The organism is Streptomyces yunnanensis, assembly GCF_029011865.1.
GTDB lineage: Bacteria > Actinomycetota > Actinomycetes > Streptomycetales > Streptomycetaceae > Streptomyces > Streptomyces yunnanensis.
This window is the reverse complement of record NZ_CP095749.1, coordinates 7096382-7121851: the sequence shown is the minus strand read 5'-3', so window position 1 is coordinate 7121851 and position 25470 is coordinate 7096382. Positions and strand designations below refer to the sequence as shown.

The 25470-nt window shown below is 74.6% G+C and carries 25 protein-coding genes and 1 riboswitch; of the genes, 11 read left to right on the top strand and 14 right to left on the bottom strand.

Annotated elements, in window-relative coordinates:
* The first annotated feature begins 81 nt into the window (after window positions 1-81).
* The 5 genes from MOV08_RS31045 to MOV08_RS31025 all read left to right on the top strand — a co-directional run bounded on the left by MOV08_RS31045 (window position 82) and on the right by MOV08_RS31025 (window position 4993).
* Complete coding sequence (locus tag MOV08_RS31045) at window positions 82-1125, top strand: DEDDh family exonuclease (protein ID WP_275309686.1); 1044 nt, start codon at window positions 82-84, stop codon at window positions 1123-1125.
* A 63-nt stretch (window positions 1126-1188) separates the two neighbouring features.
* Window positions 1189-1422, top strand: coding sequence for a hypothetical protein (locus tag MOV08_RS31040; protein ID WP_039637610.1), 234 nt, complete (start codon window positions 1189-1191; stop codon window positions 1420-1422).
* A 118-nt stretch (window positions 1423-1540) separates the two neighbouring features.
* A complete protein-coding gene (locus MOV08_RS31035) occupies window positions 1541-2419 on the top strand; it encodes an SURF1 family cytochrome oxidase biogenesis protein (RefSeq protein ID WP_275309685.1) in 879 nt (292 codons plus the stop codon).
* Window positions 2420-2448: 29 nt separating this feature from the next.
* Complete coding sequence (locus MOV08_RS31030; RefSeq protein WP_275309684.1) at window positions 2449-4233, top strand: glycoside hydrolase family 15 protein; 1785 nt, start codon at window positions 2449-2451, stop codon at window positions 4231-4233.
* A gap of 4 nt (window positions 4234-4237) precedes the next feature.
* Window positions 4238-4993 (top strand): SDR family oxidoreductase, encoded by a 756-nt coding sequence (locus tag MOV08_RS31025; RefSeq protein WP_275309683.1) that lies wholly within the window; start codon window positions 4238-4240, stop codon window positions 4991-4993.
* A gap of 278 nt (window positions 4994-5271) precedes the next feature.
* On the opposite strand, the gene amaP is transcribed toward MOV08_RS31025, so the two are convergent.
* The 8 genes from amaP to abc-f all read right to left on the bottom strand — a co-directional run bounded on the left by amaP (window position 5272) and on the right by abc-f (window position 10989).
* Window positions 5272-5877: an alkaline shock response membrane anchor protein AmaP gene (amaP, locus tag MOV08_RS31020; protein ID WP_039637606.1), complete on the bottom strand. Its 606-nt coding sequence runs from the start codon at window positions 5875-5877 to the stop codon at window positions 5272-5274.
* Window positions 5878-5884: 7 nt separating this feature from the next.
* A complete protein-coding gene (locus MOV08_RS31015) occupies window positions 5885-6550 on the bottom strand; it encodes a DUF6286 domain-containing protein (protein ID WP_275309682.1) in 666 nt (221 codons plus the stop codon).
* The gene (locus MOV08_RS31010) at window positions 6547-6933 is read right to left on the bottom strand and encodes a hypothetical protein (RefSeq protein WP_275309681.1); all 387 of its coding nucleotides are present in this window, start codon (window positions 6931-6933) and stop codon (window positions 6547-6549) included. The genes MOV08_RS31015 and MOV08_RS31010 overlap by 4 nt, the downstream gene beginning before the upstream one ends.
* Before the next feature lie 6 nt (window positions 6934-6939).
* Window positions 6940-7137, bottom strand: coding sequence for a hypothetical protein (locus MOV08_RS31005; RefSeq protein ID WP_067353047.1), 198 nt, complete (start codon window positions 7135-7137; stop codon window positions 6940-6942).
* 36 nt (window positions 7138-7173) lie between these two features.
* The gene (locus MOV08_RS31000; protein WP_039637602.1) at window positions 7174-7635 is read right to left on the bottom strand and encodes an Asp23/Gls24 family envelope stress response protein; all 462 of its coding nucleotides are present in this window, start codon (window positions 7633-7635) and stop codon (window positions 7174-7176) included.
* 290 nt (window positions 7636-7925) lie between these two features.
* Entirely contained in the window at window positions 7926-8705 is a 780-nt protein-coding gene (locus MOV08_RS30995; protein ID WP_275309680.1) for an enoyl-CoA hydratase/isomerase family protein, read from the bottom strand.
* Between the two features lie 113 nt (window positions 8706-8818).
* On the bottom strand, window positions 8819-9040 hold the full coding sequence (locus tag MOV08_RS30990) for a helix-turn-helix domain-containing protein (RefSeq protein ID WP_016573902.1): 222 nt from the start codon (window positions 9038-9040) through the stop codon (window positions 8819-8821).
* A gap of 350 nt (window positions 9041-9390) precedes the next feature.
* Complete coding sequence (gene abc-f, locus MOV08_RS30985; protein ID WP_039637600.1) at window positions 9391-10989, bottom strand: ribosomal protection-like ABC-F family protein; 1599 nt, start codon at window positions 10987-10989, stop codon at window positions 9391-9393.
* A gap of 220 nt (window positions 10990-11209) precedes the next feature.
* Here abc-f and MOV08_RS30980 point away from each other — a divergent pair, with 220 nt between their 5' ends.
* A complete protein-coding gene (locus MOV08_RS30980) occupies window positions 11210-11611 on the top strand; it encodes a VOC family protein (protein ID WP_039637599.1) in 402 nt (133 codons plus the stop codon).
* Between the two features lie 34 nt (window positions 11612-11645).
* Here the strand turns inward: MOV08_RS30980 and MOV08_RS30975 are convergent, their stop codons facing one another.
* From MOV08_RS30975 to MOV08_RS30965, 3 genes are all read right to left on the bottom strand, one after another.
* Window positions 11646-13097 (bottom strand): hypothetical protein, encoded by a 1452-nt coding sequence (locus tag MOV08_RS30975; RefSeq protein WP_078875944.1) that lies wholly within the window; start codon window positions 13095-13097, stop codon window positions 11646-11648.
* Between the two features lie 135 nt (window positions 13098-13232).
* Entirely contained in the window at window positions 13233-14360 is a 1128-nt protein-coding gene (locus MOV08_RS30970; RefSeq protein ID WP_275309679.1) for an alpha/beta hydrolase, read from the bottom strand.
* A gap of 134 nt (window positions 14361-14494) precedes the next feature.
* On the bottom strand, window positions 14495-15163 hold the full coding sequence (locus MOV08_RS30965) for a class II aldolase/adducin family protein (RefSeq protein WP_039637596.1): 669 nt from the start codon (window positions 15161-15163) through the stop codon (window positions 14495-14497).
* 230 nt (window positions 15164-15393) lie between these two features.
* On the opposite strand from MOV08_RS30965, the gene MOV08_RS30960 reads away from it, so the two are divergent.
* The 3 genes from MOV08_RS30960 (at window position 15394) to MOV08_RS30950 (ending at window position 17842) form a co-directional block, all read left to right on the top strand.
* Window positions 15394-16131 (top strand): GH25 family lysozyme, encoded by a 738-nt coding sequence (locus tag MOV08_RS30960; protein ID WP_275309678.1) that lies wholly within the window; start codon window positions 15394-15396, stop codon window positions 16129-16131.
* A 139-nt stretch (window positions 16132-16270) separates the two neighbouring features.
* A complete protein-coding gene (locus MOV08_RS30955) occupies window positions 16271-17572 on the top strand; it encodes an inorganic phosphate transporter (protein ID WP_275309677.1) in 1302 nt (433 codons plus the stop codon).
* Window positions 17573-17602: 30 nt separating this feature from the next.
* Window positions 17603-17842, top strand: coding sequence for a hypothetical protein (locus MOV08_RS30950; protein WP_039637594.1), 240 nt, complete (start codon window positions 17603-17605; stop codon window positions 17840-17842).
* A gap of 87 nt (window positions 17843-17929) precedes the next feature.
* Here the strand turns inward: MOV08_RS30950 and MOV08_RS30945 are convergent, their stop codons facing one another.
* From MOV08_RS30945 to MOV08_RS30935, 3 genes are read right to left on the bottom strand one after another with little or no spacing between them, the layout of a single operon-like run.
* Window positions 17930-19315 (bottom strand): extracellular solute-binding protein, encoded by a 1386-nt coding sequence (locus MOV08_RS30945; protein WP_275309676.1) that lies wholly within the window; start codon window positions 19313-19315, stop codon window positions 17930-17932.
* Window positions 19312-21975 (bottom strand): caspase, EACC1-associated type, encoded by a 2664-nt coding sequence (locus MOV08_RS30940; protein ID WP_275309675.1) that lies wholly within the window; start codon window positions 21973-21975, stop codon window positions 19312-19314. Before MOV08_RS30940 ends, MOV08_RS30945 begins: the two co-directional genes overlap by 4 nt.
* Window positions 21976-21980: 5 nt before the next feature.
* Complete coding sequence (locus tag MOV08_RS30935; protein ID WP_275309674.1) at window positions 21981-22433, bottom strand: hypothetical protein; 453 nt, start codon at window positions 22431-22433, stop codon at window positions 21981-21983.
* Between the two features lie 208 nt (window positions 22434-22641).
* Window positions 22642-22772, top strand: a riboswitch (cobalamin riboswitch).
* A gap of 130 nt (window positions 22773-22902) precedes the next feature.
* Here MOV08_RS30935 and MOV08_RS30930 point away from each other — a divergent pair.
* Together MOV08_RS30930 and MOV08_RS30925 are read left to right on the top strand one after the other, a co-directional pair.
* Entirely contained in the window at window positions 22903-23880 is a 978-nt protein-coding gene (locus MOV08_RS30930; RefSeq protein WP_039637591.1) for a cobalamin biosynthesis protein, read from the top strand.
* Window positions 23877-25442: a cobyric acid synthase gene (locus MOV08_RS30925; RefSeq protein ID WP_275309673.1), complete on the top strand. Its 1566-nt coding sequence runs from the start codon at window positions 23877-23879 to the stop codon at window positions 25440-25442. Before MOV08_RS30930 ends, MOV08_RS30925 begins: the two co-directional genes overlap by 4 nt.
* Window positions 25443-25470 lie beyond the last annotated feature (28 nt).

Genomic DNA, 25470 nt, shown 5'->3' with positions numbered 1-25470 from the left:
GTACGGACACGGTGGCGCGCGACGGCCCGGCCGGATGTGCCCCGGCGATGCGGTGGCTGTCGGTGCCGGCCCGTATCCTCAATGACCATGCTCGAAGACCGCAGCGCAGCCGCCCCCTCGATCGCGCCGAAGATCGGCCGGCAGCCGGGCCCGCAGACGCCGCCGGCCGACTGGCCGACCGGGTATCCCCAGGGATACGCGGTGGTCGACGTCGAGACCACCGGCCTGGCCCGCGACGACCGGATCATCTCCGCCGCCGTGTACCAACTCGACGCCCAGGGCGAGTTCCAGGACTCCTGGTACACCCTCGTCAACCCCCAGCGCGATCCCGGACCGGTCTGGATCCACGGTCTGACGAGCGAGGTGCTGGCGGACGCGCCGCTCTTCCCCGAGATCGTGCCGGAGCTGTCGGCGCGGCTGGCGGACCGGGTGCTGGTCGCGCACAACGCCATGTTCGACTGGTCGATGCTGGCCCGGGAGTACGCCCGCGCCGCCGCGGTCGCCCCGGTGCGCCAGCGGCTGTGCACCATCGCGCTGTCCAAGGAGCTGGGCCTGCCGCTGCCCAACCACAAGCTGGAGTCCCTGGCAGCGCACTTCGGCGTCATACAGGAGCGCGCCCACCACGCGCTGGACGACGCCCGGGTGCTGTCCGAGGCGTTCCGCCCCAGCCTGCGCCGGGCCGCGCAGACGAACGCCCGGCTGCCGCTGCTGACCTGCCAGCCGCTGACGGAGTGGTCGGACGCCCCCGCGCCCCGCTCGCACCCCACCGGCTCGTCCTACCGCCCGAGCACCTGGCGGCCGGCCCGCAAGCGCCCGGCCTGCCCGTACCCCAACCCGGGGCGCTACGAGCCCGGCGGCCGGCTCGTCCAGGGCATGCGGGTCGCCTTCTCGGGCGACACCTCCGTGGACCGCGAGCTGCTGGAGGATCGGGCGATCGAGGCCGGGCTGCACGTGGCGACGAGCGTGTCCCGGCTGACGAGCCTGCTGGTGACCAACGACCCGGAGGCCCGGACGTCCAAGACGATCAAGGCCACCACGTTCGGCACGGCCGTCGTCGACGAGGCGGCGTTCATGCAGCTGCTCCAGGACGTCCGGCCGGCAGCGTCGGCACCGTCGTCCGGGTGAAGCCCGACCAACACACCCGGCGCCACCTCGCCCCGGGTGGGCCCCGCCCGCAGTCTGTGGCGCATGGCACGTTGTGAGGTCTGCGGAAACGACTACGGGATGACGTTCGAGGTGCACGCGCAGGGCGCGGTGCACGTCTTCGACTGCTTCGCCTGCGCGATCCACCGCATGGCGCCGATCTGCGAGCACTGCCGGGTGCAGATCATCGGGCAGGGCGTGGAGGCCGAGGGCCAGTGGTACTGCGGGGCGCACTGCGCCCGCTCGGCGGGGCGGGTGGGCATCGTCGACCGGGTCTGACGCCGGTCCGGATCGCGGCGGCGCTGCGGTGTCCGGGTCCCCCGGCGGGGCCGGTGCCGGTCGCCGCCGGGGGGACCCGCGGGCGGGGCGCCCGGGGGCGCCAGGTACCGTCGCTGCCGTGTACCGCTTCCTGTTGACCCGGCAGTGGGTGATCCTCACCCTCGTGGGCCTCGTCCTGATCCCCGTCATGATCAAGCTGGGGTTCTGGCAGTACCACCGCCATCAGCACAAGGTCGCGCAGAACGCGCAGATCGAGCACAACGTGCACGCCACCCCGGTCCCGGTGACCGAGCTGGCGGCCGTCGGCCGGACGCTGCCGCACGGCGACATGTGGCGCCAGGTCACCGCCACCGGAAGCTACGACACCGCGCACGAGGTCGTGGTCCGCCAGCGCACCGCCGCCGACGAGCAGTCCATCGGCTACTACGTCCTGACGCCGCTGGTGCTGGGCAACGGCGACGCCGTGCTGGTCAACCGCGGCTGGATCGAGGCCGGCAACGACCTCACCAAGTTCCCGCGGGTGCCGGCCGCCCCCAAGGGCACCGTCACGGTCACCGGCCGGATGATGGCCGACGAGACCACCGCGGCCAGCGGCATCAAGGACACCAGGGGCCTGCCGCCCCGCCAGGTCATGCTGATCAACAGCACGGAGCAGGCGAAGCGGGTGGGCCGGCCGATGCTCGGCGGCTACATCGAGCAGACCGCGCCCAAGAGCGACACCCCCGAGCAGGTGCCCGAGCCGGACTACAGCTCCATCGGCCCGCACATGGCGTACGCGATCCAGTGGTGGCTGTTCGCCGCGGCGGTGCCGGTCGGCTGGGTCGTCCTGGTCCGCCGGGAGCGCCGCGACCGGCTGGCCGCCGCGGCCAAGGAGGCGGAGGGCGCCGGAGCGGCCGAGCCCGCGGACGCCGCGCCCGCCGACGCCGAGGCCGCCGAGGCCAAGGCCGAAGCCACCGACGCGGAGCCCGTAGCCCGGACGGCCGTCGCCCCCGACTAACGCACCCGCCGCGCGGGAAGGGCCGCGGAGTGCACTCACGCATCGAGGACTACGCACTCATCGGCGATCTGCAGACCGCCGCGCTCGTCGGCCGGGACGGCTCCATCGACTGGCTGTGCCTGCCGCGCTTCGACTCCCCCGCCTGCTTCGCCGCCCTCGTCGGCGACAAGCACAACGGCCACTGGACGCTCGCGCCCCGGTCCGGCGAGGCCCGCGCCGAGCGCAGCTACCGCGGGGACTCGTTGATCCTCGACACCGTGTGGGAGACCCCCGAGGGCAGCGTCCGGGTCACCGACTTCATGCCGCAGCGCGACCGCATGCCCGACGTCGTACGCGTCGTGGAGGGGCTGCGCGGCCGGGTGGAGATGCGCGGGGTGCTGCGGCTGCGGTTCGACTACGGGCTGGTGGTGCCGTGGGTGCGCGCCACCGAGGGCTCCCGGGTGGCGATCGCCGGCCCGGACTCGGTGTGGCTGCGCACCCCGTCCCAGGGCACCACCTACGGCAAGGACTTCAGCACCCGCTCGGACTTCACGCTCGCCGCCGGCGAGCGCACCGCGTTCGTGCTGACCTGGCACCCCTCGCACGAGCCCCGGCCCGTCCAGATCGACCCGTTCCAGGCGCTGGCGGACACCACCGAGGACTGGCACGCCTGGTCCGCGCGGTGCCGCTACGACGGCCCGTACCGCGCCGCGGTGATCCGCTCCCTGATCACCCTCAAGGCCCTCACCTACGCGCCCACCGGCGGGATCGTGGCGGCCCCCACCACCTCGCTGCCCGAGGAGCCCGGCGGGGTGCGCAACTGGGACTACCGCTACTGCTGGCTGCGCGACGCCAGCCTGACGCTGAACTCGCTGCTCGCCGCCGGGTACCACGACGAGGCCGGGGCCTGGCGGGACTGGCTGCTGCGCGCGGTGGCCGGCGCCCCCGAGGACCTCCAGATCATGTACGGGCTGGCCGGGGAGCGGCGGCTGCCGGAGTTCGAGGTGCCCTGGCTGTCCGGGTACGAGGGCTCGTTGCCGGTGCGGATCGGCAACGCCGCCGTCGACCAGCGGCAGCTCGACGTCTACGGCGAGGTGATCGACTCGTTCCACCTCGCGCACACCGCGGGGGTGCCCACCGAGCCGCACACCTGGAGCATCCAACGGACGCTGATGGACTACCTGGAGTCCACCTGGCGCGACCCCGACGACGGCATCTGGGAGATCCGCGGCCCCCAGCGGCACTTCGTGCACTCCAAGGTGATGGCCTGGGTCGCGGCCGACCGCGCGGTACGGGCGGTGGAGCAGTTCCCGCGGCTCGGCGGGAACACCGACCGCTGGCGGGCGATGCGCGAGGAGGTGCACCGGGAGGTCTGCGCCCGCGGCTACGACGCCGAGCGGGGCACCTTCACCCAGTCCTACGGCTCGCCCGAACTGGACGCCGCGACGCTGCTCATCCCGCGGGTCGGCTTCCTTCCGGGCGACGACCCGCGGGTGGTCTCCACCGTCGAAACGGTCCGCCGCGAGCTGTCGCACGACAGCCTGGTACGCCGTTACAGCACCGAGGGGCAGTCGGTGGACGGGCTGCCGGGCGGCGAGGGCACGTTCCTGGTCTGCTCGTTCTGGCTGGCGGACGCGCTGCTGCTGACCGGGTGCCGGCGGGAGGCCCGGGAGCTGTTCGAGCGGCTGCTGGCGCTGCGGAACGACGTGGGGCTGCTGGCGGAGGAGTACGACCCGGTCGCCGGGCGCCAGTTGGGCAACTTCCCGCAGGCGTTCAGCCACATCGGACTGGTGGGGACCGCCTTCGCGTTGCGCGGCGGGCCGGGGGCAGACTAGGGCCATGGATCTTGGACTCACCGACCGGACGTATCTCGTCACCGGCGCCACCCGGGGCCTGGGCTTCGCCACCGCCCGCGAACTGGTCGCCGACGGCGCCAATGTGGTGCTCACCGGGCGCTCCGAGGAGGCCGCGGCAAAGGCCGCCGCCTCCCTGGGCGAGCGGGCCCTGGGGCTCGCCGCCGACAACTCCGACCCGCAGGCCCCGGCCCGCCTGGTGGCGGCCGCCCGGGAGCGCTTCGGCCGCTTCGACGGCGTCCTGATCAGCGTGGGCGGCCCGCCGCCCGGCACCGCCGCCGACAACACCGACGAGCAGTGGCAGACCGCCTTCGAGACGGTCTTCCTCGGCGCGGTGCGGTTCGCCCGGACCGCCGCCGCCGAGCTGGGCGAGGGCGGCGTCATCGGCTTCGTCCTCTCCGGCTCCGTCTACGAGCCGATCGGCGGGCTCACCATCTCCAACGGCCTCCGCCCGGGCCTCGCCGGCTTCGCCAAGTCCCTGGCCGACGAGGTGGGGCCGCGCGGCATCCGCGTCGTCGGCGTCCTCCCCGGCCGGATCGCCACCGACCGGATGACCCAGCTCGACGCGCTCTCCGGCGACCCCGAGGGCTCCCGCGCCCGCAACTCCACCACCATCCCGCTCCGCCGCTACGGCGACCCCGCGGAATTCGGCCGCACCGCCGCCTTCCTGCTGTCCCCCGCCGCGTCCTACGTGACCGGCGTGATGGTCCCGGTGGACGGCGGCGCCCGACGCGGCTTCTGAGAGCCGGGCGGACCGGGCGGCTTCCGGGGCCGTAGGTCGGATCCGCAAAGTCCCGCCTGCCGGGCGGTGTTCGGCCCGCCCTACGGACGAACGAGGGGACTTTGCGGACCCGACCTAGGGCGCTTCTGACGGATCTCCGTGGAAGAAGGAGCGGCGCCTGGTGCGTGCGATCGCAAGGCGCCGGGATGTCTTCATAGCGGAGCTATGGGGACATCCCGGCAACGCAGCGAGCGGGCGTGCCAGGCGCCGCGACGCCGCGGAGATCCGTCAGAAGCGCCCTAGCTGACCCGCTCCGCCCGATGGCGCACCGCGCGCAGACGGACCTCCGTCGGCAGCGCGTCCAGGCCGGTCGCGGTGCGGGCGTGCGCCACCGCCCCGTCGGCCAACCGCAGCACCACGGTCCCGGGGTCGGCGTGCGGGGCGAGCACCAGCAGGGCGCGCACCTGCGGTGCCGTCGGGCGGCCGGTCAGCACGACGGCCGCCCGGTCCACGCCGTCCACCGCCACCGCCTCGGCCGCCAGGACCGCCTCCAGCGCCGGCCCGCGCACCGTCGCGCCCTCCCCGTCGCCGCTGTCGACCAGCACCGTGCCGAGCCGGCGCAGCCGGAGCTGCGCCAGCAGCCACCACAGCAGCAACAGCACCAGCACGGCCAGTCCGGCGACGACCGTCGGCCACCACCAGCCCCGGTCCGTGAACCGGGTGCGGTCCGCCGCGGGGAGCAGCACGCCGTCCGGGCGCGTCCAGGGCCAGCCGGACGGCAGGTCGAGGTGCCGGCGGGCGGGCAGGTCGAGGCCGCCCATCAGGACCGACCCGCCGGTGCCGAGCAGGAGAAGGCCGACCAGCCCGAGCAGCACCCGGTTGACGGTCGCGCGGGCGGTGCGCACGGCGCGCTCACCTCCTCTTCGGGCGCCGGACGTCGACGGTCAGCCGCAGCCGACGCACCAGCCCCAGCTCCCGCAGGCCGTCGCCCAGCACCGTGCCGAGGTCGCCGCGGACCACGTCGAGCGCGCGGAAGTGCGCCACGGCCCGCGCCCGGGCCCGCCGCCGGCCGACGGTCATCCGTACGGACTGCACACCGGAGACCTCCATGGCCCGGTCGCGCAGCACCAGCACGGCGGCCGACCGGTCGAGCCCGGCCCGGACGCCGGGGGCGGTGCGCCGCATCGGCAGCACCGCGCGCAGCCCCGGGGTGACGGCGAGCACCAGCAGCCAGATCCCCAGGGCCGTCGCGGTCGCCGCGGCGCCCAGCACCCAGGGGTCGTCGAGGTGCCGGACGGCCAGTTCGTGGGCCAGCCACCGGCGCCAGGCCATCGCGGTGCGGCCGGCCCGCACCGCGGCCACGTCGTAGAGCAGCAGGCCCGCGGCGCCCAGCAGGACCAGCGCGACCAGTCCGGCGGGCACCCGGCGGGCCGACCAGAAACGCCCGGCGGGTGCACCGGAGTCCGGGCCGGGTTCCGCGGCGTCCGGCTGCTGCGACGGCAACCCGCCGGCGGCGCCGGGCCGCTCGCCCGTCCCCGCGCCGGCCCCGGCCTCCTCCGCGCTCCCCGGCCCGCTCATCGCACCCGCTCCCGGTCCGTCAGCAGCGGTGAGTTCAGCCGCTCGACCTGAACCGCCACCTCGGCGACCGTCATGCCCGCCAACGCCCTTACGCGTTCGGTCACATGACGGCGCACCAGGCCGCACCGGGCGCCGATGGGGGCGGGGTAGGACAGCTCCACGGCGATCCGCAGCCGGGCCTCGCCGAACGGCGGGTGGACGTCGCGGTGGGCCACCGTCACCGTCGCGTGGGCGTCGCCGGGGGCGCCGGGGGCCGCCTCGCGCAGCGCCTCGCGGGCCGCCCGCGCGGCGATCTTGGCGACCACCCGGTCGGCGACCCTGGTGGCGCCGCGCTCACCGGCCGGTACGTCGGCCCCGGCGGAGGGCGGGGACACCGTCGCCATCCGGGGTCACCGCCGCCGGTCGTCGCGGTCGCCGGTGCGGGTGCGGAAGAAGTCCCCGACCTCCAGGTCCCCCTCCAGAAACCTGCCGGCCACGAACCCGACGGCGCCCAGCGCCGCCACCAGGATGAAGGCCCCGAACCCGCCGAAGTACCCGGCGAAGCCCAGCGCCATCCCGGCCACGAGGCCGATCACGGCCATGCTCATCGTGCGCTCCTTCGCTACCGCTCCGGTCGGGCCCGGTCACTGGAGCCGCGGCCCCGCCTCCCCGGTCCCGTCGTCCCCGTCGTCCTCGTCGGGCAGCTTCACGTCGCTCACCGCGATGTTGACCTCGACGACCTCCAGGCCCGTCATCCGCTCCACGGCGGAGATCACGTTCTCCCGGACGGCCCGGGCCACCTCCGCGATGGCCACCCCGTAATCGACCACGATCTCCAGGTCCAGCGCGGTCTGCACCTCGCCGACCTCGGCCTTCACCCCGCGGGCCGAGCGCCCGCCGCCGGGCACCCGGTCGCGCACCGCGCCGAGCGTGCGGGCGAACCCGCTGCCCAGCGCGTGGACGCCGAGCACATCGCGGGCGGCGAGTCCGGCGATCTTCTCCACGACGCCGTCGGCGATGGTGGTGCGGCCGCGCGTGCCGGGGTCACCACCGCCCCGCTTCACCGGCGGCTTCGTGGCGTCCGCGCCCTGCTGGCTCTCGGTCATCGCCGTGCGTCCCTTCTGCGCCGCATCCCGGACGTGCCACCTGACGGGTCACGGCCGCGCCTCGCTATGCGCACCTCGCGCCACGCCCGCGGGGCGCTGCGACCACCAGGAGATATGCACCTTTCACCCTGTTCGTTCCCTGCCCACAGTAGGGGCGGACGACGGGGTGCGCTCCGGGGACGCGGCAGCGGAGTGCCGTGTCCTGCCGCCGGCGCCGGAGTCGGCGGCGGTGCTGGTCACCGCGGTGGCGAGCGACTGACGGCCGGTGACCGCGGGGCGGGTGCGGGTGATCAGTCCCCGACGCCGGCCAGATCCCGCAGCCGCCGCGCCTGGGCGGCACGCTCGGCACGGCGCTGCTCCTCGTAGGTGCGGTCCATGGCACCGGCCAGCAGGGCCTTGGTCTCGATGACGGCGTCCCGGGGCGCGGCGGTGAGCGCGGCGGCCAGGTCGGCCACCGCGGCGTCGAGTTCGGCGCCGGGCACGACGAGGTTGGCCAGGCCGATCCGCTCGGCCTCCGCGGCATGCACGAAGCGCCCGGTGGCGCAGATCTCCAGCGCCCGGGCGTAGCCGACCAAGCCGACCAGGGGATGCGTGCCGGTCAGGTCCGGGACCAGGCCCAGGCTGGTCTCGCGCATCGCGAACTGGGCGTCCTCGGCGGCGACCCGCAGGTCGCAGGCGAGGGCGAGCTGGAAGCCCGCACCGATGGCATGGCCCTGGACGGCGGCGATGGACACCAGGTCGTTCCGCCGCCACCAGGTGAACGCTTCCTGGTACTCGGCGATCGTGGCGTCCAGCGCCTCGTCCGTACCGCGTGCCAGATCGAGGAACGACGGCTCGCCGTCGAACCCTTCGGGCGTGAACGCCTGCCGGTCCAGCCCCGCGGAGAACGACTTGCCCTCACCGCGGAGCACCACGATCCGTACGTTTCCCGGCAGCAGCGAACCCGCCTCGGCCAGCGCCCGCCACAGGGCAGGGCTCTGCGCATTGCGCTTGGCCGCGTTGGCGAGGGTCACCGTGGCGATCGCGTCGTCCACGGTGAGCCGCACACCGTGCTTGTCGAGCAGAGTCATGAGGGCGCCTCCGAGTCAGCCACCGCACCTGCGTGCGTAAGTGACTGAACGGTAACCTCCCGGCCGACTCCTCGGACGGCCGGGGGGCACCACTGCACCCGGAGTCGCGGCCGTCAGACTGAGGCGGCCTTCTTGCCCCTCGTGGCTCCGCCGCGGCCGCGCAGGACCACGCCGGATTCGCTGAGCATCCGGTGCACGAATCCGTAGGAGCGGCCGGTTTCCTCGGCCAGCGCCCGGATGCTCGCTCCGGAGTCGTACTTCTTCTTCAGGTCTGCCGCGAGCTTCTCGCGCGCGGCGCCGGTCACCCGGCTGCCCTTCTTCAGAGTCTCGGCCACCCGTGCCTCCTCGTGGGAAGTGCGCTCTGGACTCTCATGATCACCCCTCCTCGGCTTCCTGGCCACCCATTCCGCGAGGTCCGTAGGACATCCTTTGCCGTCCCCCGGGCGCCCGGCACGGTCGGAATTCGTTCTTCCGCGCGCCCCGCCGCGCCCACGCGCGCCCCGATACGCGAGAAATGCCAGGTCAGGTGGCATGCCGCAGAAAAGGCGACGGCCGGGCCCACAGGGCCCGGCCGCAAGCCGCAGGCTCGCCGGTGTACGAGCCGTTCTCACTCAGATGATGGATCACCCATGGGCCGAATGATCCAGCGAGCGTGATCCATCCGGCGGCACCGGTACGGCGGTGATCAGGCCAGTGCGACCAGGTCCGCGTAGTCCTGGCCCCACAGGTCCTCCACGCCGTCCGGCAGCAGGATGATCCGCTCCGGCGACAGCGCGTCCACCGCGCCCTCGTCGTGCGTCACCAGGACCACCGCGCCCGTGAAGGTGCGCAGCGCACCGAGGATCTCCTCGCGGCTGGCCGGGTCGAGGTTGTTGGTGGGCTCGTCGAGCAGCAGGACGTTGGCGGAGGAGACGACCAGCGTCGCCAGCGCCAGGCGGGTCTTCTCGCCGCCGGAGAGCACGCCGGCGGGCTTGTCGACGTCGTCGCCGGAGAACAGGAAGGAACCCAGCACCTTGCGGACCTCGACGAGGTCCATGTCGGGCGCGGCGGAGCGCATGTTCTCCAGGACCGTGCGGTCCGGGTCCAGGGTCTCGTGCTCCTGGGCGTAGTAGCCGAGCTTGAGGCCGTGGCCGGGGCGGACCTCGCCGGTGTCGGGCGTCTCCACGCCCGCCAGCATCCGCAGCAGGGTGGTCTTGCCGGCGCCGTTGAGGCCCAGGATGACGACCCGGGAGCCCTTGTCGATGGCCAGGTCGACGTCGGTGAAGATCTCCAGGGAACCGTACGACTTGGACAGGCCCTCGGCGGTCAGCGGGGTCTTGCCGCACGGCGCCGGGTCCGGGAAGCGCAGCTTGGCGACCTTGTCGGAGGCGCGCACCGCCTCCAGGCCGGCGAGCAGCTTGTCGGCGCGCTTGGCCATGTTCTGCGCGGCGACGGTCTTGGTGGCCTTGGCCCGCATCTTGTCGGCCTGGGAGTTGAGCGCCGCGGCCTTCTTCTCGGCGTTGGCGCGCTCGCGCTTGCGGCGCTTCTCGTCGGCCTCGCGCTGCTGCTGGTAGAGCTTCCAGCCCATGTTGTAGACGTCGATCTGCGAGCGGTTGGCGTCGAGGTAGAACACCTTGTTCACGACGGTCTCGACCAGGTCGACGTCGTGCGAGATGACGATGAAGCCGCCGCGGTAGGTCTTGAGGTAGTCGCGCAGCCACGCGATGGAGTCGGCGTCGAGGTGGTTGGTCGGCTCGTCGAGCAGCAGGATGTCGGAGTCCGAGAAGAGGATCCGGGCCAGCTCGACGCGGCGCCGCTGTCCGCCGGAGAGGGTGTGCAGGGGCTGGCCGAGGATGCGGTCGGGCAGGCCCAGGCTGGCGGCGATGGTGGCGGCCTCGGCCTCGGCGGCGTACCCGCCCTTGGTGAGGAACTCGGTCTCCAGCCGCTCGTACTTCTTCATGGCCTTCTCGCGGGTGGCGCCCTTGCCGTTCGCCATCCGGTCCTCGTTCTCCCGCATCTTGCGCAGGACGGCGTCCAGGCCGCGGGCGGAGAGGATGCGGTCGCGGGCCAGGACGTCCAGGTCGCCGGTGCGCGGGTCCTGCGGGAGGTAGCCGACCTCGCCGGAGCGGGTGACCGTGCCGCTGGCCGGCATGCCCTGGCCGGCCAGCACCTTGGTGAGGGTGGTCTTGCCGGCGCCGTTGCGGCCGACCAGGCCGATGCGGTCGCCGCGGGCGATGCGGAAGGAGGCGGACTCGATGAGGATGCGGGCGCCGGCGCGCAGCTCAAGGCCGGAAGCGGTGATCACGGAAAAACTCCAGGGCAGGAAGACGGCGGGTTGGACGGACGGTCCGAGAGCGGTCTACGCCGTCTAATGAACCCAAAGGAGAACTGCCATGCAGGCAGTCTAACGGGCCGGTGCAAGTCGTTTTCCGGCGTTGTCGGTCCCCGCTGCGAGACTGTGAGCCAGGACACAGGAGTCCGGGCGGTGGGGTGCCGTCCGGCGCGCGAGAGGCACGGTGATCAGCATGGCAGGCACGCCGACGATGTTCCCCACTCTGCTCTACCGGGACGTCCCGGGCGCCCTCGGACAGTTGACGGAGGCGTTCGGATTCGCCGTCGCCGTGCGGTACGACGGCGCGGACGGACAGGTGCTGCACGCCGAACTCGCCTACGGCGACGGGGTGGTGATGGTCGGTTCGAAGGGCCGCGGCAGCCCGTTCGACGAGGCGATGAAGGGCGCCGGACCGAGCGGCGTCTACGTCGTCGTCGAGGATCCCGACGCGCACTGCGAGCGGGCCCGGCGGGCCGGGGTGGAGATCCTGGTGCCGCCCACGGACCAGGACTACGGCGCGCGGGACTACCTCGCCCGGGACGCCGAGGGCAATGTCTGGAGCTTCGGCACCTACCGGCCGGGCGGGGCGGGGTGAGAGCCCGCCCCGCCCGGCCGGAGTGCCCGGGCCGTCACGCGCCGCCGGTGTGGACCTGGAAGGCCGCCCGGCGGACGGCCTTGGCGAGCGCCGGGTCGGGGTGGGCGGCGGCCAGCGCCACCAGCACCTGGACGGTGCGCGGGTGGCCGACGGCGCGGACCTCCTCCAGCAGTCGCGGCACCGAGCCCTGGACGGCCGAGTCCAGGTGCCGGACGAGCAGTTGGGTCTCGCCGTGGTCGGCCACGGCCGCCGCGGTGTCCACCCACAGCCAGGTCGACTCCTCGCGGGTGAGGACGTCGGGCGCGGTCTCCGGGTCGCCGCCCTCGTGCTCGAAGAGCCACAGCAGGGCGTAGGGGCGCAGGCCCGGCTCCTCCGCGGCGGTGCGCACGGCCGGTTCCGCGGGGGCGCCGACCGCGCGCAGCGCCTCGAAGGCCAGCCCGCGCAGCAGCGCGTCCTCGCCGCGGGCGACGGCGAGCAGTTCCTCGACGGCGGCGCCGACGGAGCGGGCGGCGAGCCAGGCACGGTATTCGGCGCGGGCCGGGCCCGGGGTCAGCCGGGCGCAGCCGCGCAGCATCGCCTCCGCGGACTGCTCGATGTTGCCGGCCGGGCTCTGCGCGGCGACGCAGATCTGCTCCAGCTTGACCCACACCGACCAGTTGCCGAGCGGCGTCAGCTGCGCCTCCTGGCCGTGCCGGCCGGCTTCTTCGGCGCCCTGGTGGGCCGCCCCGCCGGCGCCCGCCGGCGGCATCAGCGCGCCGACCGCGCGCAGGGCGTCCAGCGCCCAGCGCAGCAGGTCGGCGAGCGGCGCCCCCGCGGCGTCGCTCGCCGTTCCCGCGGCGTCGGCGCCGTCCGGGGCCGGGTCCGCGCCGTAGGGGACCTCGCAGCGTTCGGTGCGCAGTTCGGCGACGCGCTGGTCGAGCATGTCGAGCAGCACCGGCAGGCGTACCGGCCCGGCGGACAGGTGCAGCAGGGACAGCAGCTGCGGGACGGCCTCGACGACCTCGGCGACGGCGGCCGGGCCGGCCGCCGCCGGGGCCGGCAGGGCCAGCGACCAGGCGTCGAAGAGCGCGACCCAGCCGCGCAGCGCGGCGGTGTCGTCGCGGTCCCAGGCGCGCAGCCGCCAGCCGGGGCGGGCGAGGCCGTCGTGGAGTTCGACGAGTCCGGCGAGCCGGGCCCGGTCCCAGTCGGTTCGGACCTGGTGGGGCGTCAGGCCCAGGGCCTCGGCGGCGCCGTCCGCGGCGGCCTGCGGGAGCGATCCGTCGGGGCCGGCGCGGAGGCTGCCCGCGCGGTCGGCCCAGCGCGCGAGCCGGGCCGCGCCGGCCAGTGCGGCACGGGCCTGGCGGGCCAGTTCCGCGGGCGACGGGGTGCCCTCGGGTGGCCGGGGCGCCGGGCGGGTGGCCCGGGTGCTCACCGCCCGGCGGGCGGCCGCAATCGGTTGGCGGGGGACGAGTCGGAGCCGGGAGTCGCGCGGTGTACGGGACGTCACAAGAGCAGTCTTGCCGCTGACGGCCCGAAAACCCAATCGGAACCCGGCTTGCGGCTCTTCCGGTGCGCGTCACCCCGCCGCCCCATCCCCGACAGGGGGAGTTGTCCGCCCGTCCACCTCCGCCGGGCGGCGCCGTCACATGAGGGGCGTGAGGAAGCGGCGCAGGGTCTCCTCGTAGCGGTCCGGGGCGGCGTTCCACATCGCGGCGTGCGGGGCGTGCGGGACGGGCTGAAGGGTGATCAGCTCCGGGCGGCGGGCCGCGAAGCGCCGGGAGGCGTCCCAGGGGGCGAGGAGGTCCTCGGGGCCGTGGAAGAGGAGGACGGGCACGTCGAGCTCTTCGGGGTCGACGGCGTCGGCCGGGCGGTCGACGGGCAGTCCGGTGTGGCCCTCGGCGGCGCGGACGGCCAGCGGGAGCAGGGCCCGCGGGATGCGCCGGGCGGCGGCCAGCGCGCGGACGGTGGCGTCCCGGTCCAGGACCGGGGAGTCCAGGACGAGGCCGGAGACGCGGTGGCCCAGGGCGGAGTTGACGGCGGCGCGCAGCGCCATGGTGGCGCCGGCGGACCAGCCGTACAGGACGACCCTGCGGGCGCCGTAGCGGACGGCGTAGCGGATCGCGGCGTCCAGGTCGCGCCACTCGGTTTCGCCGAGGTGGTGGATGCCGTCGGCGGTGCGCGGGGCGCCGGGGTCGTTGCGGTAGGAGAGGACGAGGACGGGGAAGCGGTGGTGGTGCAGGAACGGCAGCACCACCATGGGGTGTTCGCGGGTGGTGCCGATGCCGTGGACGGCGATGACCCAGGTGTCGCGGGCGCCCGGCACGAACCATGCGGGCAGCGCGCCCAGTTCGCCGGGGATGTCGACGTCGGCACAGGTGATGCCGAGGGTGTCGTGGGGGTTGCCGATGTGCACCTGCGGGGTCAGCCGCATCCGGGCGCCGGGCCGCAGAGTGCCGTGGGTGACCCGCTCCAGGCGGCGTACGACGGCGTCGGCGGGGTGCGGGCCGCCGTGGACGACGGGGCCGACCACCGCATGGCAGCCGGCGCCGGAGAGGCCGTAGGTGCCGGGCCTGAGGGACACCAGGCTGCGGGTGAGGGCGATGCGGTCGCCGGCGGCGGAGTGGACGGTGAGCCGGGAGTCGCCCGGGAAGGGGTGGCCGGGCGACGGTTTCAGGGCAACGTCGCCGGCGTACCGCCCGGCCGCCACGGCGGCCGCCCCGGCACCGATCACTGTGGTGGCGGTCACCGCCGCCACGGTTCCCCGTCGCACCCCTCCAGTGTGCGCAGCGCCGCCGGTCCCGGCCACCGGGCGCCCGGGGCCGGGCGCCGGACCAGCGGTGTCGTGCCGGTCACGGGGCCGGGCGGGGGCTGCCCCGGGTCCTGTGCGACGCGCTCGGCGGAGCGTTACGCGGGGGCGTGACCGTGCTGGCCGTAGCCGCGCAGCCGCTCCCCCGCGGCGTCCAGTTGGGCGGGCGACAGCAGGCTGGGGGTGTGGCCGGGCACGGAGACGGCGGTGAGCCAGACCCGGCACATCCACTCCAGTTGGGCGGTGCGGTCCAGTGCCTGGGCGAGGTGGTCGCCGTAGGCGATGGTGCCGTGGTTCTGCAGGAGTGCGGCGGTGCGGTCGCGGAGCGCGTCGAGCATGTGGGCGGCGAGTTCGTCGCTGCCGTAGAGCGCGTAGGGGGCGACGCGCACGGGTCCGCCGAGCGCGGCGGCCATGTAGTGGATGGGCGGGAGTTCGGGGACGAGGGTGGAGACGGCGGTGGCGTGCGGGGCGTGGGTGTGCACGATCGCGGTCGCCGGGGTGTGCCGGTAGACGGCCAGGTGGAGCGGAAGTTCGCTGGTCGGGCGCAGCCGGCCGATGATCGGGCGGCCTTCGAGGTCCACCCCGGTGATGTCGGAGGGGCCGAGCCGGTCGTAGGGGACACCGCTGGGGGTGACCAGGATCAGGTCCCTGACGCGGACCGAGACGTTGCCCGAGGTGCCGACGACGAGCCCGTCCGCGGCGGTCCGGCGAGCGGTGGCGACGAGCTCACTCCAGGCGTCGGCGAGGTGGTCGGGGTGGTCCTTCATGGGTCCTCCGGTGCGACGCTGCGGGACGTGCGGAAACGCACGAGGGTGATCCACTACACCGTACGGGCGGGCCGGGGCACTGTACGCCATGGCACCATCCACCTGGTATCCGCCATATGGGGATACCTCTTCCTCTCAGCCGAATTGGCCGGAGATCGACCACCTTGCGTCGATCATCCATTAACGTCGAGCGCACTGCACCCCTCACATGTCCTCACCCAGGGGGATCCGTGACTTGTGACCGCACCACCCCCCGGGCCAGGTGGGCGACCGCGATAGCGGTGGCCTCGCTGGCCGGCACCGCACTCGCCGAACATCCCGCCCGGGCCGCCGCGGACGGCCGGCCGCTGGGCCACGACGTCTCCTCGCACCAGAAGCACGTCGACTGGCGGGCGGCCCGGGCGAAGGGCGCGCGGTTCGTGTACGCCAAGGCCACCGAGTCGGACGGCTACCGCAATCCGTACTTCTCGGCGCAGTACGACGGCTCCCGGGCGGCCGGGTTGCTGCGCGGCGCCTACCACTTCGCGGTGCCCAGCGCGTCGTCGGGCACCGCGCAGGCCCGGTACTTCCTCCGGCACGGCGGCCACTGGAAGGCCGACGGCTGGACCCTGCCGCCCGCCCTCGACATCGAGCACAACCCGCACGACGCCCGGCAGCCGTGCTTCGGGCTGGGCCGGGCGGCGATGGTCCGTTGGATACGGGCGTTCAGCGACGAGGTGCGGCGCACCACGGGCCGGCGGCCGGTGATCTACACCACAACCCGGTGGTGGAATCGCTGCACGGGCGGCAACCGGGCCTTCGGCGCGACCCATCCGCTCTGGCTGGCGGACTACTCGGACGCGGTGCGGCCGCCCGCCGGCTGGTCGTACCCGACCCTCCGGCAGTACGCCTCCCACGGGCCGCTGCCGGGCGATCAGGACCGCTGGAACGGGACCCTGGCCCAGCTCAAGAAGTTTGCCGACGGGTGAGACGGAAGTGGCAGCTGAGGCGCCTCCGCGTGAACACTGCGGGGGTGTCACCGCGGCGCCCGGCCCAGTTCACTTTCCGTTCACCCGTCGTCCGTACGGTCCCGACGACACTGACCTTCCAAACGGATTGCCTGGGTGAATGGAACACATCACGCTTCTCATCGGGATCGTGATCGTCACGGCCTTGGTGTTCGACTTTACGAACGGCTTCCACGACACGGCCAACGCTATGGCCACCACCATCTCCACCGGGGCCCTGCGACCCAAGACCGCGGTGGCGATGTCGGCGGGACTCAATCTCGTCGGGGCGTTCCTCTCCGTCGAGGTGGCCAAGACCATCTCCGGCGGCATCATCGACGAGAGCTCCGGCATCAGACCTGAAGTGATCTTCGCCGGTCTGGTCGGCGCCATCATCTGGAACCTCCTGACCTGGCTCGCCGGTCTCCCCTCCAGTTCGTCCCACGCCCTCTTCGGCGGTCTGATCGGCGCGACGCTGGTCTCCGTCGGCACCCACGGGGTGCACGGCCAGGCCGTGGTGATGAAGGTCCTGATCCCGGCGGTGGCCGCTCCGTTCGTCGCGGGGCTCGCCTCGATGGCGGCGACCCGGCTCACCTACCGGCTGACCCGCACCCGCGCCGAGGCCGACACCGCCAAGGGCTACCGCGCCGGGCAGATCGCCTCGGCGGCCCTAGTCTCGCTGGCCCACGGCACCAACGACGCGCAGAAGACGATGGGTGTGATCACCCTCGCGCTGATCACCGGCGGGGTCGTCGCCCCGCACTCCGACCCGCCGATGTGGGTCATCGCCTCCGCGGGCCTGGCCATCGCGCTCGGCACCTACCTGGGCGGCTGGCGGATCATCCGCACCATGGGCAAGGGCATCACCGACATCCAGCCGCCGCAGGGCTTCGCCGCCCAGACCGGCGCCGCGGCCACCATCCTGGCCTCCTCCCACCTCGGCTTCGCGCTCTCCACCACCCAGGTCTGCTCCGGCGCCGTGATGGGCTCCGGGCTGGGCCGCAAGGGCGGCGTGGTGCGCTGGTCCACGGCCGGGCGGATGGTCGTGGCCTGGGGGCTGACCCTGCCGGCCGCCGGCCTGGTCTCCGCGGGTGCCGCCTTCCTCGCCGACCAGGGCACCTGGGGCGTGACGGCGGTCGCCGTGCTGGCCCTGGCGATCGGCGGCGGCATCTGGGCGGCCTCCCGGCGCAAGCCGGTGGACCACACCAACGTCAACGACGGTCCGGCGGCGGAGCCGGCCGGTGTCGTCACCACGGCGCTGCAGACCGTCGCCCCGCCCCCGGCGGGCCCGGTCGTCACGGCGGCCACCGCTCCGGCGGCCACCGAGGCAGTCGTCACTCCCACCCACCCGGACCCTGTCGTCACTCCCACCCACCCGGACCCGGCGCAATCCCCCGCCCGGCCCGCGGCGGCCACCTCCTGACGCCGACCCCCCTGACCTAAGGACTACGCAATGCACATCGACTGGGCAGCTCTCGGCCAGGTCTTCGGCGTCAGCCTCGTGGTGACGGTGGGGCTCGTGGGCCTGTTCACCGTCGGGATCGTGGGGGTCTCCCGCAAGCCCGCAACGGAGGGCGCGCCGGCGGCCACGCCCACCGCACCGGCCGCCGGGGCGCGCGCCGGGGCACTGGCGGCCTTCGCGCTCTGCGCGGCCGCCGTGGCGTACGGGATCTACCTGATCGTCGCCGCCTGAGACCGACGCCGGCGGATCCGGTAACGGACGGGGCGTCCGAGAAGGCACGGCAGCAGCCGCGGCCCTCGGGCGCCCCGTTCGCATGCGTCACTCCCGGCCGCTGAGCGCCTGGTCGGCCTCCTTGGCGAGCTCGTCGGCGATGGCGGTGCCGCCCTGGCTGTCGAGGTACTCCGAGACCCGGATCTGCACGACCTTGCTGAAGGTCTGGTAGTGGGCGCTGCGCGGTCGCGGCTCGGCGGCGAGCAGGGCCCCTTTGAGCACCTGCGTGTAGGGCGGCGGCCCGTCGGGCGGGGCGGACGGCGCGCCGCCCGCGCCGTGCTCGCCGCGCTGGGCGTCGCCCGGCGGCAGCGGGCAGTGCGGCGCCCCGCCGGCCGTACGGTAGGCCGAGCTGCGGGTCGCCGCGAAGCCCCGTTCCAGCAGGCAGCGTTCGCTCTCCGGGTCGGTCAGCGCCTCGATCAGGGCCCGGGCGCCGGACGGGTGGGTGCTGTCGGCGGCGATCGCGAGGTTCTGCCCGCCCAGCACCGACATCCGCCTGCCGTCGGGCCGGGCGGGCAGCTGGGCGACGTCGAACTGGACGAGCGGGGTCAGCTTCTCGGCGATCGAGGCGTACTCCACCGGCCAGTTGCGCATGAACAGCGCGCGGCCGTCGGCGAACCAGCGGCGGCTCTCGGTCTCGTCCATCGCGGTGGTCTCGTGCGGCATGATCGTGTCGAGCCGGCCCTTGAGCTCGGCGACGCCCATCTGGAGCGCGCCGATCTGCTCGCCCTTGCTGAAGCTGGTGGCGTCCGGGTTGCCGCCGTTGGCCCAGGCGGCCTCCAGGGTGTTCACGGTCAGCCCCTCGTAGGGGCGCAACTGGGCGACCATGCCGTAGAGGGTGGGTGGCGGTTCCTTGCCGGCGGCCTTGGCGGCCCGCGCGGCCTCGCGGTTGTAGGCGTTGGTCACCTCGACGGCGACGTTCTTCAACTCGCCCCAGTTGGAGGGGGGTTCGGCGGAGTGGTGGTACTTCTTCAGGATGTCCTTGCGGTAGTAGAGGAGCCCGGCGTCGGTGTTGAAGGGGACCGCCCAGATCTTTCCGTCGTCGCCGGTGGCGGTCTTGACCACGCTGGGCAGGAAGTCGCCGTCCAGGCCGCCGTCCCAGGGGCGGATGACGTGCGCGGCGGCGAACTCCGCGGTCCAGGCCACGTCGATGTTGAGCACGTCGTAGCCGCTGTTGCCGGACTGTCCGGCGGCCAGCAGCTGGCTGCGCTGGGCGTCGGCGGTGTCGGGGAGTTTGACGATCCGCACGGTGCGGCCGGTGCGGCGCTCCCAGGCGTGGATGAGGTCCTGGCGGACGCCGGAGCTGCTGAGGTCGCTGCCGGTGGCCAGGACGATCGGGCCCTGTTCGGGGGCGGGTCGTCCGGACGTGCAGCCGCCGACCGCGGCGGTCAGGAGCAGCGCGAGGGCGGCGGCCGGCAGCGCGGCCCGGGCCCTCACCGCCGCACCGTCCCCGCGGTGCCGACCGAGGCCACCAGCCCGGCCAGCAGGTCGGGCGCGGCCGGGCCGCCGGGCACGCACTGCCCGGAGGAGGCGCGGGCCAGCCCCTGGAAGACGAAGGTGTCGCAGCCCACCCGGCCCATCACCACGGTCAGCACCGGCACCTCGGGGGCCTCCTTCAGCAGGGTGGTGAGCTTCTGTTCCACGCCCGCGGCCCGCCGGGGGCCGCCGTCGTCCTCGTCGATGAGCAGCACGATGGCGCTGTTGCCCTCGCCCGGTTTCTTCATCTCGGTCACCGCGGTGGTCAGCACCTCCTCCATCGCGGCGCCGTGGTCGACCAGTTCGCCCTTGGCGATCCGGTCCAGGGCGGCCCGGCCGGGCGCGGGGTCGGTGCTGCCGAGCGGGACGGCCCGGCGGACCGCCGCCGGGGCGCCGGGGTGCGCGGGGTCGGGGAAGGTCCACAGGCCGTAGGTGTGGTGGGCGCCGACCATCTCCAGGGCGCGGGCGGCGGCGCCGACCACGATCGGGAGTTTGCCGCCGTCGGCCATCGAGGTGGAGGTGTCCATCAGGATCAGCAGCCGGCTGGCGCGTTGTGCCCGGTTGTAGTCGGTCAGCACCTGGGCGACCTGGTCGGGGCCGGCGGTGAAGCGGGTGACGGGGGCGGTGGGGTCGGTGTCGGCACGGGGGTTGAGGAGCGGGGACGCGGGGTCGGGGCGGGGCGCCGAGCCGTCCTTCTCGGGGAGGCCGCGGTAGCCCTGCGCGGTGAGCGACCGCTGGCCGCCGGCCGGGTCGCGCAGCCAGTCGGCGAACCGGGCGACGGCGGCCCGGCGGGGTGCGGCGTCGGCGGTGCCGGCCCAGTCCACGCGGATCAGCGGGTGGTCCAGCGCCGGGACGTTCTTGGGGTAGTAGGCGTAGTAGCGGTCGCCGAGGGGCGGCGGGGCGTCGAGGGCGGGGCAGCCGCCGAGGGCGTGGCCGAGGTTGAAGTCGGCGAGGGACTTCTCGGAGACCAGGGGGGCGGAGTGCGGGCTCCGGCCGTTGCCGGGCCGGTCCGGGGCCTGGTCCGGGCCGCCGTCCTGGCGCAGCGAGCACAGGAGTTCGGGGCTGCCGGCGTACTGGCTGCCGGGGGCGACCAGGCGGCGTTCGGCGTTCTGGGCGCGGGTGGGGTCGGGGGCGCCGGACGGCCCGATGGGGGCGCCGTCGCCGGCGAGGTAGAGGCCGAGGGTGTGCAGCAGCCCGGTGCCGGAGAGGACCGGGCTGGGGCGCAGCAGCCGCAGGTTCTGGTGGTCGCTGTCGGTGCTGGTCAGCAGGTCCTTCCAGGGTGCGTCGACCCGTTCGACGCCGTCGAGTTGGGTGCCGGCGGGGATGCCGACGACCAGGGGGCTGTAGGCGACCGGGCCGGTGTCGTGCAGGGCGGCCGGGGAGCCGGTGGACGGCATGCCGCGGCGGGCCTCCTCGTAGTCGGCGGTGGATTCGGGGATCCACAGGTCCGGCTGCGGGCCGGGCCGGTAGAGGGGGTCGGGGGCGGTGGACCTGGCGGGGGCCCCGGGGGCGCCCCCGTGCGCCTCGCCCTGCCAGCGGTCGGCGGCGGCGAAGCCCTGGTCGACCTGGTCCTTGGCGGCGGAGTAGACGGTGATCTGGGCCCGCCGGCAGCCGTCGGGGAGGTCCCCCTCGCCGTCCAGCGGGCGGGTGTTGAGCGGGGACATCTCGTAGTCGAACGCGGCCCGGCGCAGGGCGGGCTCGGCCTCGGGCGCGGTGAGCAGCCGCAGCTCCAGGGCGGGCGGGCAGGGTGCGGGCGGGGTCAGCACGCGGGCCGCGACCAGGCCCGCGGCGACCAGCGCGCACACCGCGGCGAGGGCGACGAGGAGCTTGGCGCGGCGCCGCAGGTGTTGGTTGGACCAGCGGCGCAGCCGGACCTTCAGCGGGGTGGCCGGCCGGTTCTCGGGGGTGGCGAAGGAGAGGACGACGTCGTCGAGGGTGTTCTGTTTGGCGGCGCGCGGCTCCCACGCCTCGCCCATCGGGGTCCGTTCGTCGGCGAGTTCGTCGCGCAGGGCGCCGGCGAGGTCGTCGAAGGTGACGAACGGCCGGTCGGCGCGGCCCTGTTCGAGGATCCGCACCACGGCGCGGGTGAAGGCGGTGCCGCCGGCCCCTTCCTCGCCGCTGAAGATCCGGCGGTTGGGCTGGGCGGCCATCAGCAGCGAGACGGGCTTGCGCAGGGCGTGGAAGGCGCTGTCGGCGTTGCCGGAGTAGCAGCACTCCAGGACGATCACGACGCGGTCGGCGCGGGCGTTGTCGAGGCAGGAGAGCACGGTGTCCTGCCAGGAGACGGTGGTGTGGCTCTGGCGGGTGTCCGAGGCGCCCACCATCAGCTGGAGGTCGGCGCCGTCGTTGCCGACCCAGCCGTGGCCGGAGAAGTACACCAGCAGCAGGCCGCGCGCCTCGTCGGCGGCGGTGCGCAGGGCGGTGCTGAGGTCCTCGGGCCGGTGCGGCCGGCAGACCACCACCTCGTCGGCGGTGAACAGGTCGGTGCCGGGGCGGGTCAGGGCGTGGCGGAGCGCCTCGGCGTTGTCCTCGACGGCGGGCAGGCGGGTCAGCGTCTCGTAGTCGTGGACGCAGATCAGCAGGGCGCGGTTGACCTTGCCCCGGGCGTCGTACTCGGACATCCGGGTCAGTCCTCGCCGGTGCTGCCGTCCTCGTCCGCACGGCTTCCGGTGCGGGGGCGCGCGGACCCCGGGCCGGCCGGCTGCTGCGGGCCCTCGCCGAGGTCGTGCACCTGCGGGCCGGCGCCGACCGCGACCGAGGGCTCCTCGCCCTCCTCGCGGGCCTCCCGGCGGCGGCGCAGCCACTCGCGTAAGGCGATGCCCAGTCCCTTGGTGATCTCGGCGGCGACCGCCCCGACGACGACCAGGATCAGGTCGTCGACGCCGACCGCCATCGCGCCGTCGGCGGCGTCGCGGCCGGGGCCCTCCTCGGGGCGGGGCCGGCGCTGCCAGTCGTGCTGGTGCCGCGTCAGCCAGGGCTCGCGCTCCAGCCATGCGGTGAGGTCGTCGATGTCCTGGCTCGGATTGTTGGTACCCGTGACCCTGATGCGGATCTCGTGGCGGTCGGCGCTCTCCGGCATCCCCCGGTCCCCCTCCCGGCGGGCCCCTTCGCCCACCGTGCACCAGATAGTGGCGCGGGAGGCGTGCCAGGGGCAACCGTCCGTGAGCCGGCGGCCACCCTGTGGCTTTGGCCACAGGTCCGGCGGTGGGGCTGCTGCGCAGGTCAAGGGTGAGTTGACGGGCCTTCGCGGGGCGTGGTGGACTGCCGGGGCCAATCGGCGACAGCAGAGGAAGTCCGGTGCGAATCCGGCGCGGTCCCGCCACTGTCACCGGGGAGCGCTCCTCCGACGAGGGCCACGGCCCGTACTCCGTACGGGCGGGAAGGCCGGGGGCGGCGCCGATCCGGGAGCCAGGAGACTCTGGTCGCCGTCACGTCGAGCCAGGGCGCGGACCCTGAGTGAGGACATACCGCCATGCCCGGCTGCCCGTCGAGAGCTCCCCTGCCCGCTGCCGCCGGGTCCCTCCGAGGGCGGACGGCGGCCTGATCCGATGCGCGGCGAACACGCGGGATATGCGTGCGGCGCGGTCCTCGGCTACCTCGGCGACCTGATCGCGGCGGATCCGCGGCGCGGCCATCCGGTGGCCGCGTTCGGCCGGGCCGCGGGCGCCGTCGAACGCCGGCTGTGGCGCGACCACCGCGGCCACGGGACGGCGCACACCCTGGTCTGCGCGGGCGGCGCGGCCGTCGGCGCCGCACTGCTGGAGCGCGCCCTGCGGGACCGTCCGGGCGCCCGGACCGCGCTGACCGCGGCGGCCGTGTGGGCCGTGCTGGGCGGCACCTCGCTCGGCCGGGAGGCGCGGGCCGTGGGCGGTGCGCTGGCCGTCGGTGACCTGGACGTGGCGCGGGAACGGCTGCCGCATCTGTGCGGGCGCGATCCGCAGTCCCTGGACGGGCCGCAGATGGCCCGTGCGGTGGTGGAGTCGGTCGCCGAGAACACCTCGGACGCGGTGGTGGGCGCCCTGGTGTGGGGCGCCCTCGGCGGCGTGCCCGGCCTGGTGGCGTTCCGGGCGGTGAACACCCTGGACGCGATGGTGGGTCACAAGTCGCCGCGCTACCGGCGGTTCGGCTGGGCGGCGGCCCGTCTCGACGATGTCGCCGGCTGGCCCGGCGCCCGGCTGACCGCGGCGCTGGCGGTCCTGGCGGGCCCGGACCGGCGCGGTGCGCTGCGGGCCTGGCGGGCGGACGGCGGGGCCCATCCGAGCCCCAACGCGGGCCCGGTGGAGGCGTCGTTCGCGGGGGCGCTGGGCGTCCGCCTGGGCGGCACCCTGGCGTACGGCGGGCGGGTGGAGCACCGGCCGGTGCTCAACGGCGGCGCACGGCCGCCCCAGGTGCCCGACATCGAGCGGGCGGTGCGCCTGTCCCGGCGGGTGGGCCTGCTGGCGCTGGGCGTCACGGTGGCGGGCCGGCTGGCGGCGGGCACGGTACGGCGCAGGAGCCTGCGCGGGAACGGGAGGAGAACCCGGTGAACGGGCGGAGGAGGGCGGCCGGCGGGGCCGTGGGCGGCGGGCTGCTGGTGGCCGGGACGACGTCCGACGCCGGCAAGAGCGTGGTGACCGCCGGCATCTGCCGTTGGCTGGTCCGGCAGGGCGTCTCGGTGGCGCCCTTCAAGGCGCAGAACATGTCGCTGAACTCGTTCGTGACCCGGGAGGGCGCGGAGATCGGCCGGGCGCAGGCGATGCAGGCGGCCGCGGCCCGGGTCGAGCCGACCGCGCTGATGAACCCGGTGCTGCTCAAGCCGGGCAGCGACCGCAGCAGCCAGGTGGTGCTGCTGGGGAAGCCGGTGGGCGAGCTGAGCGCGCGCGGCTACCACTCCGGCCGGCAGGAGCAGTTGCTGGGCACGGTGACGGACTGTCTGGCGGAGCTGCGGCGCACCCACGACGCGGTGATCTGCGAGGGCGCCGGCAGCCCCGCCGAGATCAACCTGCGGCGGACCGACATCGTCAACATGGGCATCGCCCGGGCGGCACGGATCCCGGTGGTGGTGGTCGGCGACATCGACCGGGGCGGGGTCTTCGCGTCGTTCTTCGGCACCACCGCGCTGCTGTCGGAGGAGGACCAGGCGCTGGTCGCCGGCTATCTCGTCAACAAGTTCCGCGGCGATGTGACGCTGCTGGAGCCGGGGCTGGAGATGCTGCGCGGGCTCACCGGGCGGGCCACGTACGGCGTCCTGCCGTACGCGCACGGGCTCGGCATCGACGAGGAGGACGGACTGAGGGTGTCGCTGCGCGGCGCGGTCCGCGAGTCGGTGGTGGCGCCGCCGGCCGGCGAGGACATCCTCCGGGTCGCGGTGTGCGCGGTGCCGCTGATGTCCAACTTCACCGACGTGGACGCGCTGGCGGCCGAACCGGGCGTGGTGGTGCGGTTCGTGGACCGGCCCGAGGAGTTGGCCGACGCGGACCTGGTGGTGCTGCCGGGGACCCGCGGCACGGTCCGCGCGCTGGCCTGGTTGCGGGAGCGCGGGCTGGCGGACGCGGTGGTCCGGCGGGCCGCGGAGGGCCGCCCGGTGCTGGGCGTCTGCGGCGGTTTCCAGATGCTCGGCGAGCGCATCGAGGACGAGGTCGAGTCGCGGGCGGGCACGGTGGACGGGCTGGGGCTGCTGCCGGTCCGGGTGCGGTTCGCCCGCGAGAAGTGCCTCGCGAGGCCGGTGGGCCAGGCACTTGGCGAGCGGGTGGAGGGATACGAGATCCACCACGGCGTCGCCGAAGTGGCCGGGGGCGACGAGGCGTTCATCTCTGATGACCAAGGAAACAGCTTGGACGGGTGCCGGGTGGGGTCCGTGTGGGGCACGCACTGGCACGGCTCCCTGGAGAGCGACGGGTTCCGGCGGGCGTTCCTGCGGGAGGTGGCCCGGGCGGCCGGCCGCCGGTTCGTGCCGGCCCCGGACACCCGCTTCGGCGCGCTGCGCGAGGAGCAGCTGGACCGGCTGGGCGATCTGATCGAGGAGCACGCGGACACCAAGGCGCTGCTGCGGCTGATCGAGGAGGGGGTGCCGGAGGGGCTGCCGTTCGTTCCTCCGGGGGCGCCGTGAGCACGATCCAGGGGACACGACAGGAGCC

Excerpts from the sequence above, each read along its gene's own strand:
- MOV08_RS31045 (WP_275309686.1), top strand. The coding sequence starts at position 82 with ATGACCATGCTCGAAGACCGCAGCGCAGCCGCCCCCTCGATCGCGCCG.
- MOV08_RS31040 (WP_039637610.1), top strand. The coding sequence starts at position 1,189 with ATGGCACGTTGTGAGGTCTGCGGAAACGACTACGGGATGACGTTCGAG.
- MOV08_RS31025 (WP_275309683.1), top strand. The coding sequence starts at position 4,238 with ATGGATCTTGGACTCACCGACCGGACGTATCTCGTCACCGGCGCCACC.
- MOV08_RS31015 (WP_275309682.1), bottom strand. The coding sequence starts at position 6,550 with ATGAGCGGGCCGGGGAGCGCGGAGGAGGCCGGGGCCGGCGCGGGGACG.
- MOV08_RS31010 (WP_275309681.1), bottom strand. The coding sequence starts at position 6,933 with ATGGCGACGGTGTCCCCGCCCTCCGCCGGGGCCGACGTACCGGCCGGT.
- MOV08_RS31005 (WP_067353047.1), bottom strand. The coding sequence starts at position 7,137 with ATGAGCATGGCCGTGATCGGCCTCGTGGCCGGGATGGCGCTGGGCTTC.
- MOV08_RS31000 (WP_039637602.1), bottom strand. The coding sequence starts at position 7,635 with ATGACCGAGAGCCAGCAGGGCGCGGACGCCACGAAGCCGCCGGTGAAG.
- MOV08_RS30995 (WP_275309680.1), bottom strand. The coding sequence starts at position 8,705 with ATGACTCTGCTCGACAAGCACGGTGTGCGGCTCACCGTGGACGACGCG.
- MOV08_RS30980 (WP_039637599.1), top strand. The coding sequence starts at position 11,210 with ATGGCAGGCACGCCGACGATGTTCCCCACTCTGCTCTACCGGGACGTC.
- MOV08_RS30965 (WP_039637596.1), bottom strand. The coding sequence starts at position 15,163 with ATGAAGGACCACCCCGACCACCTCGCCGACGCCTGGAGTGAGCTCGTC.
- MOV08_RS30955 (WP_275309677.1), top strand. The coding sequence starts at position 16,271 with ATGGAACACATCACGCTTCTCATCGGGATCGTGATCGTCACGGCCTTG.
- MOV08_RS30950 (WP_039637594.1), top strand. The coding sequence starts at position 17,603 with ATGCACATCGACTGGGCAGCTCTCGGCCAGGTCTTCGGCGTCAGCCTC.
- MOV08_RS30940 (WP_275309675.1), bottom strand. The coding sequence starts at position 21,975 with ATGTCCGAGTACGACGCCCGGGGCAAGGTCAACCGCGCCCTGCTGATC.
- MOV08_RS30935 (WP_275309674.1), bottom strand. The coding sequence starts at position 22,433 with ATGCCGGAGAGCGCCGACCGCCACGAGATCCGCATCAGGGTCACGGGT.
- MOV08_RS30930 (WP_039637591.1), top strand. The coding sequence starts at position 22,903 with ATGCGCGGCGAACACGCGGGATATGCGTGCGGCGCGGTCCTCGGCTAC.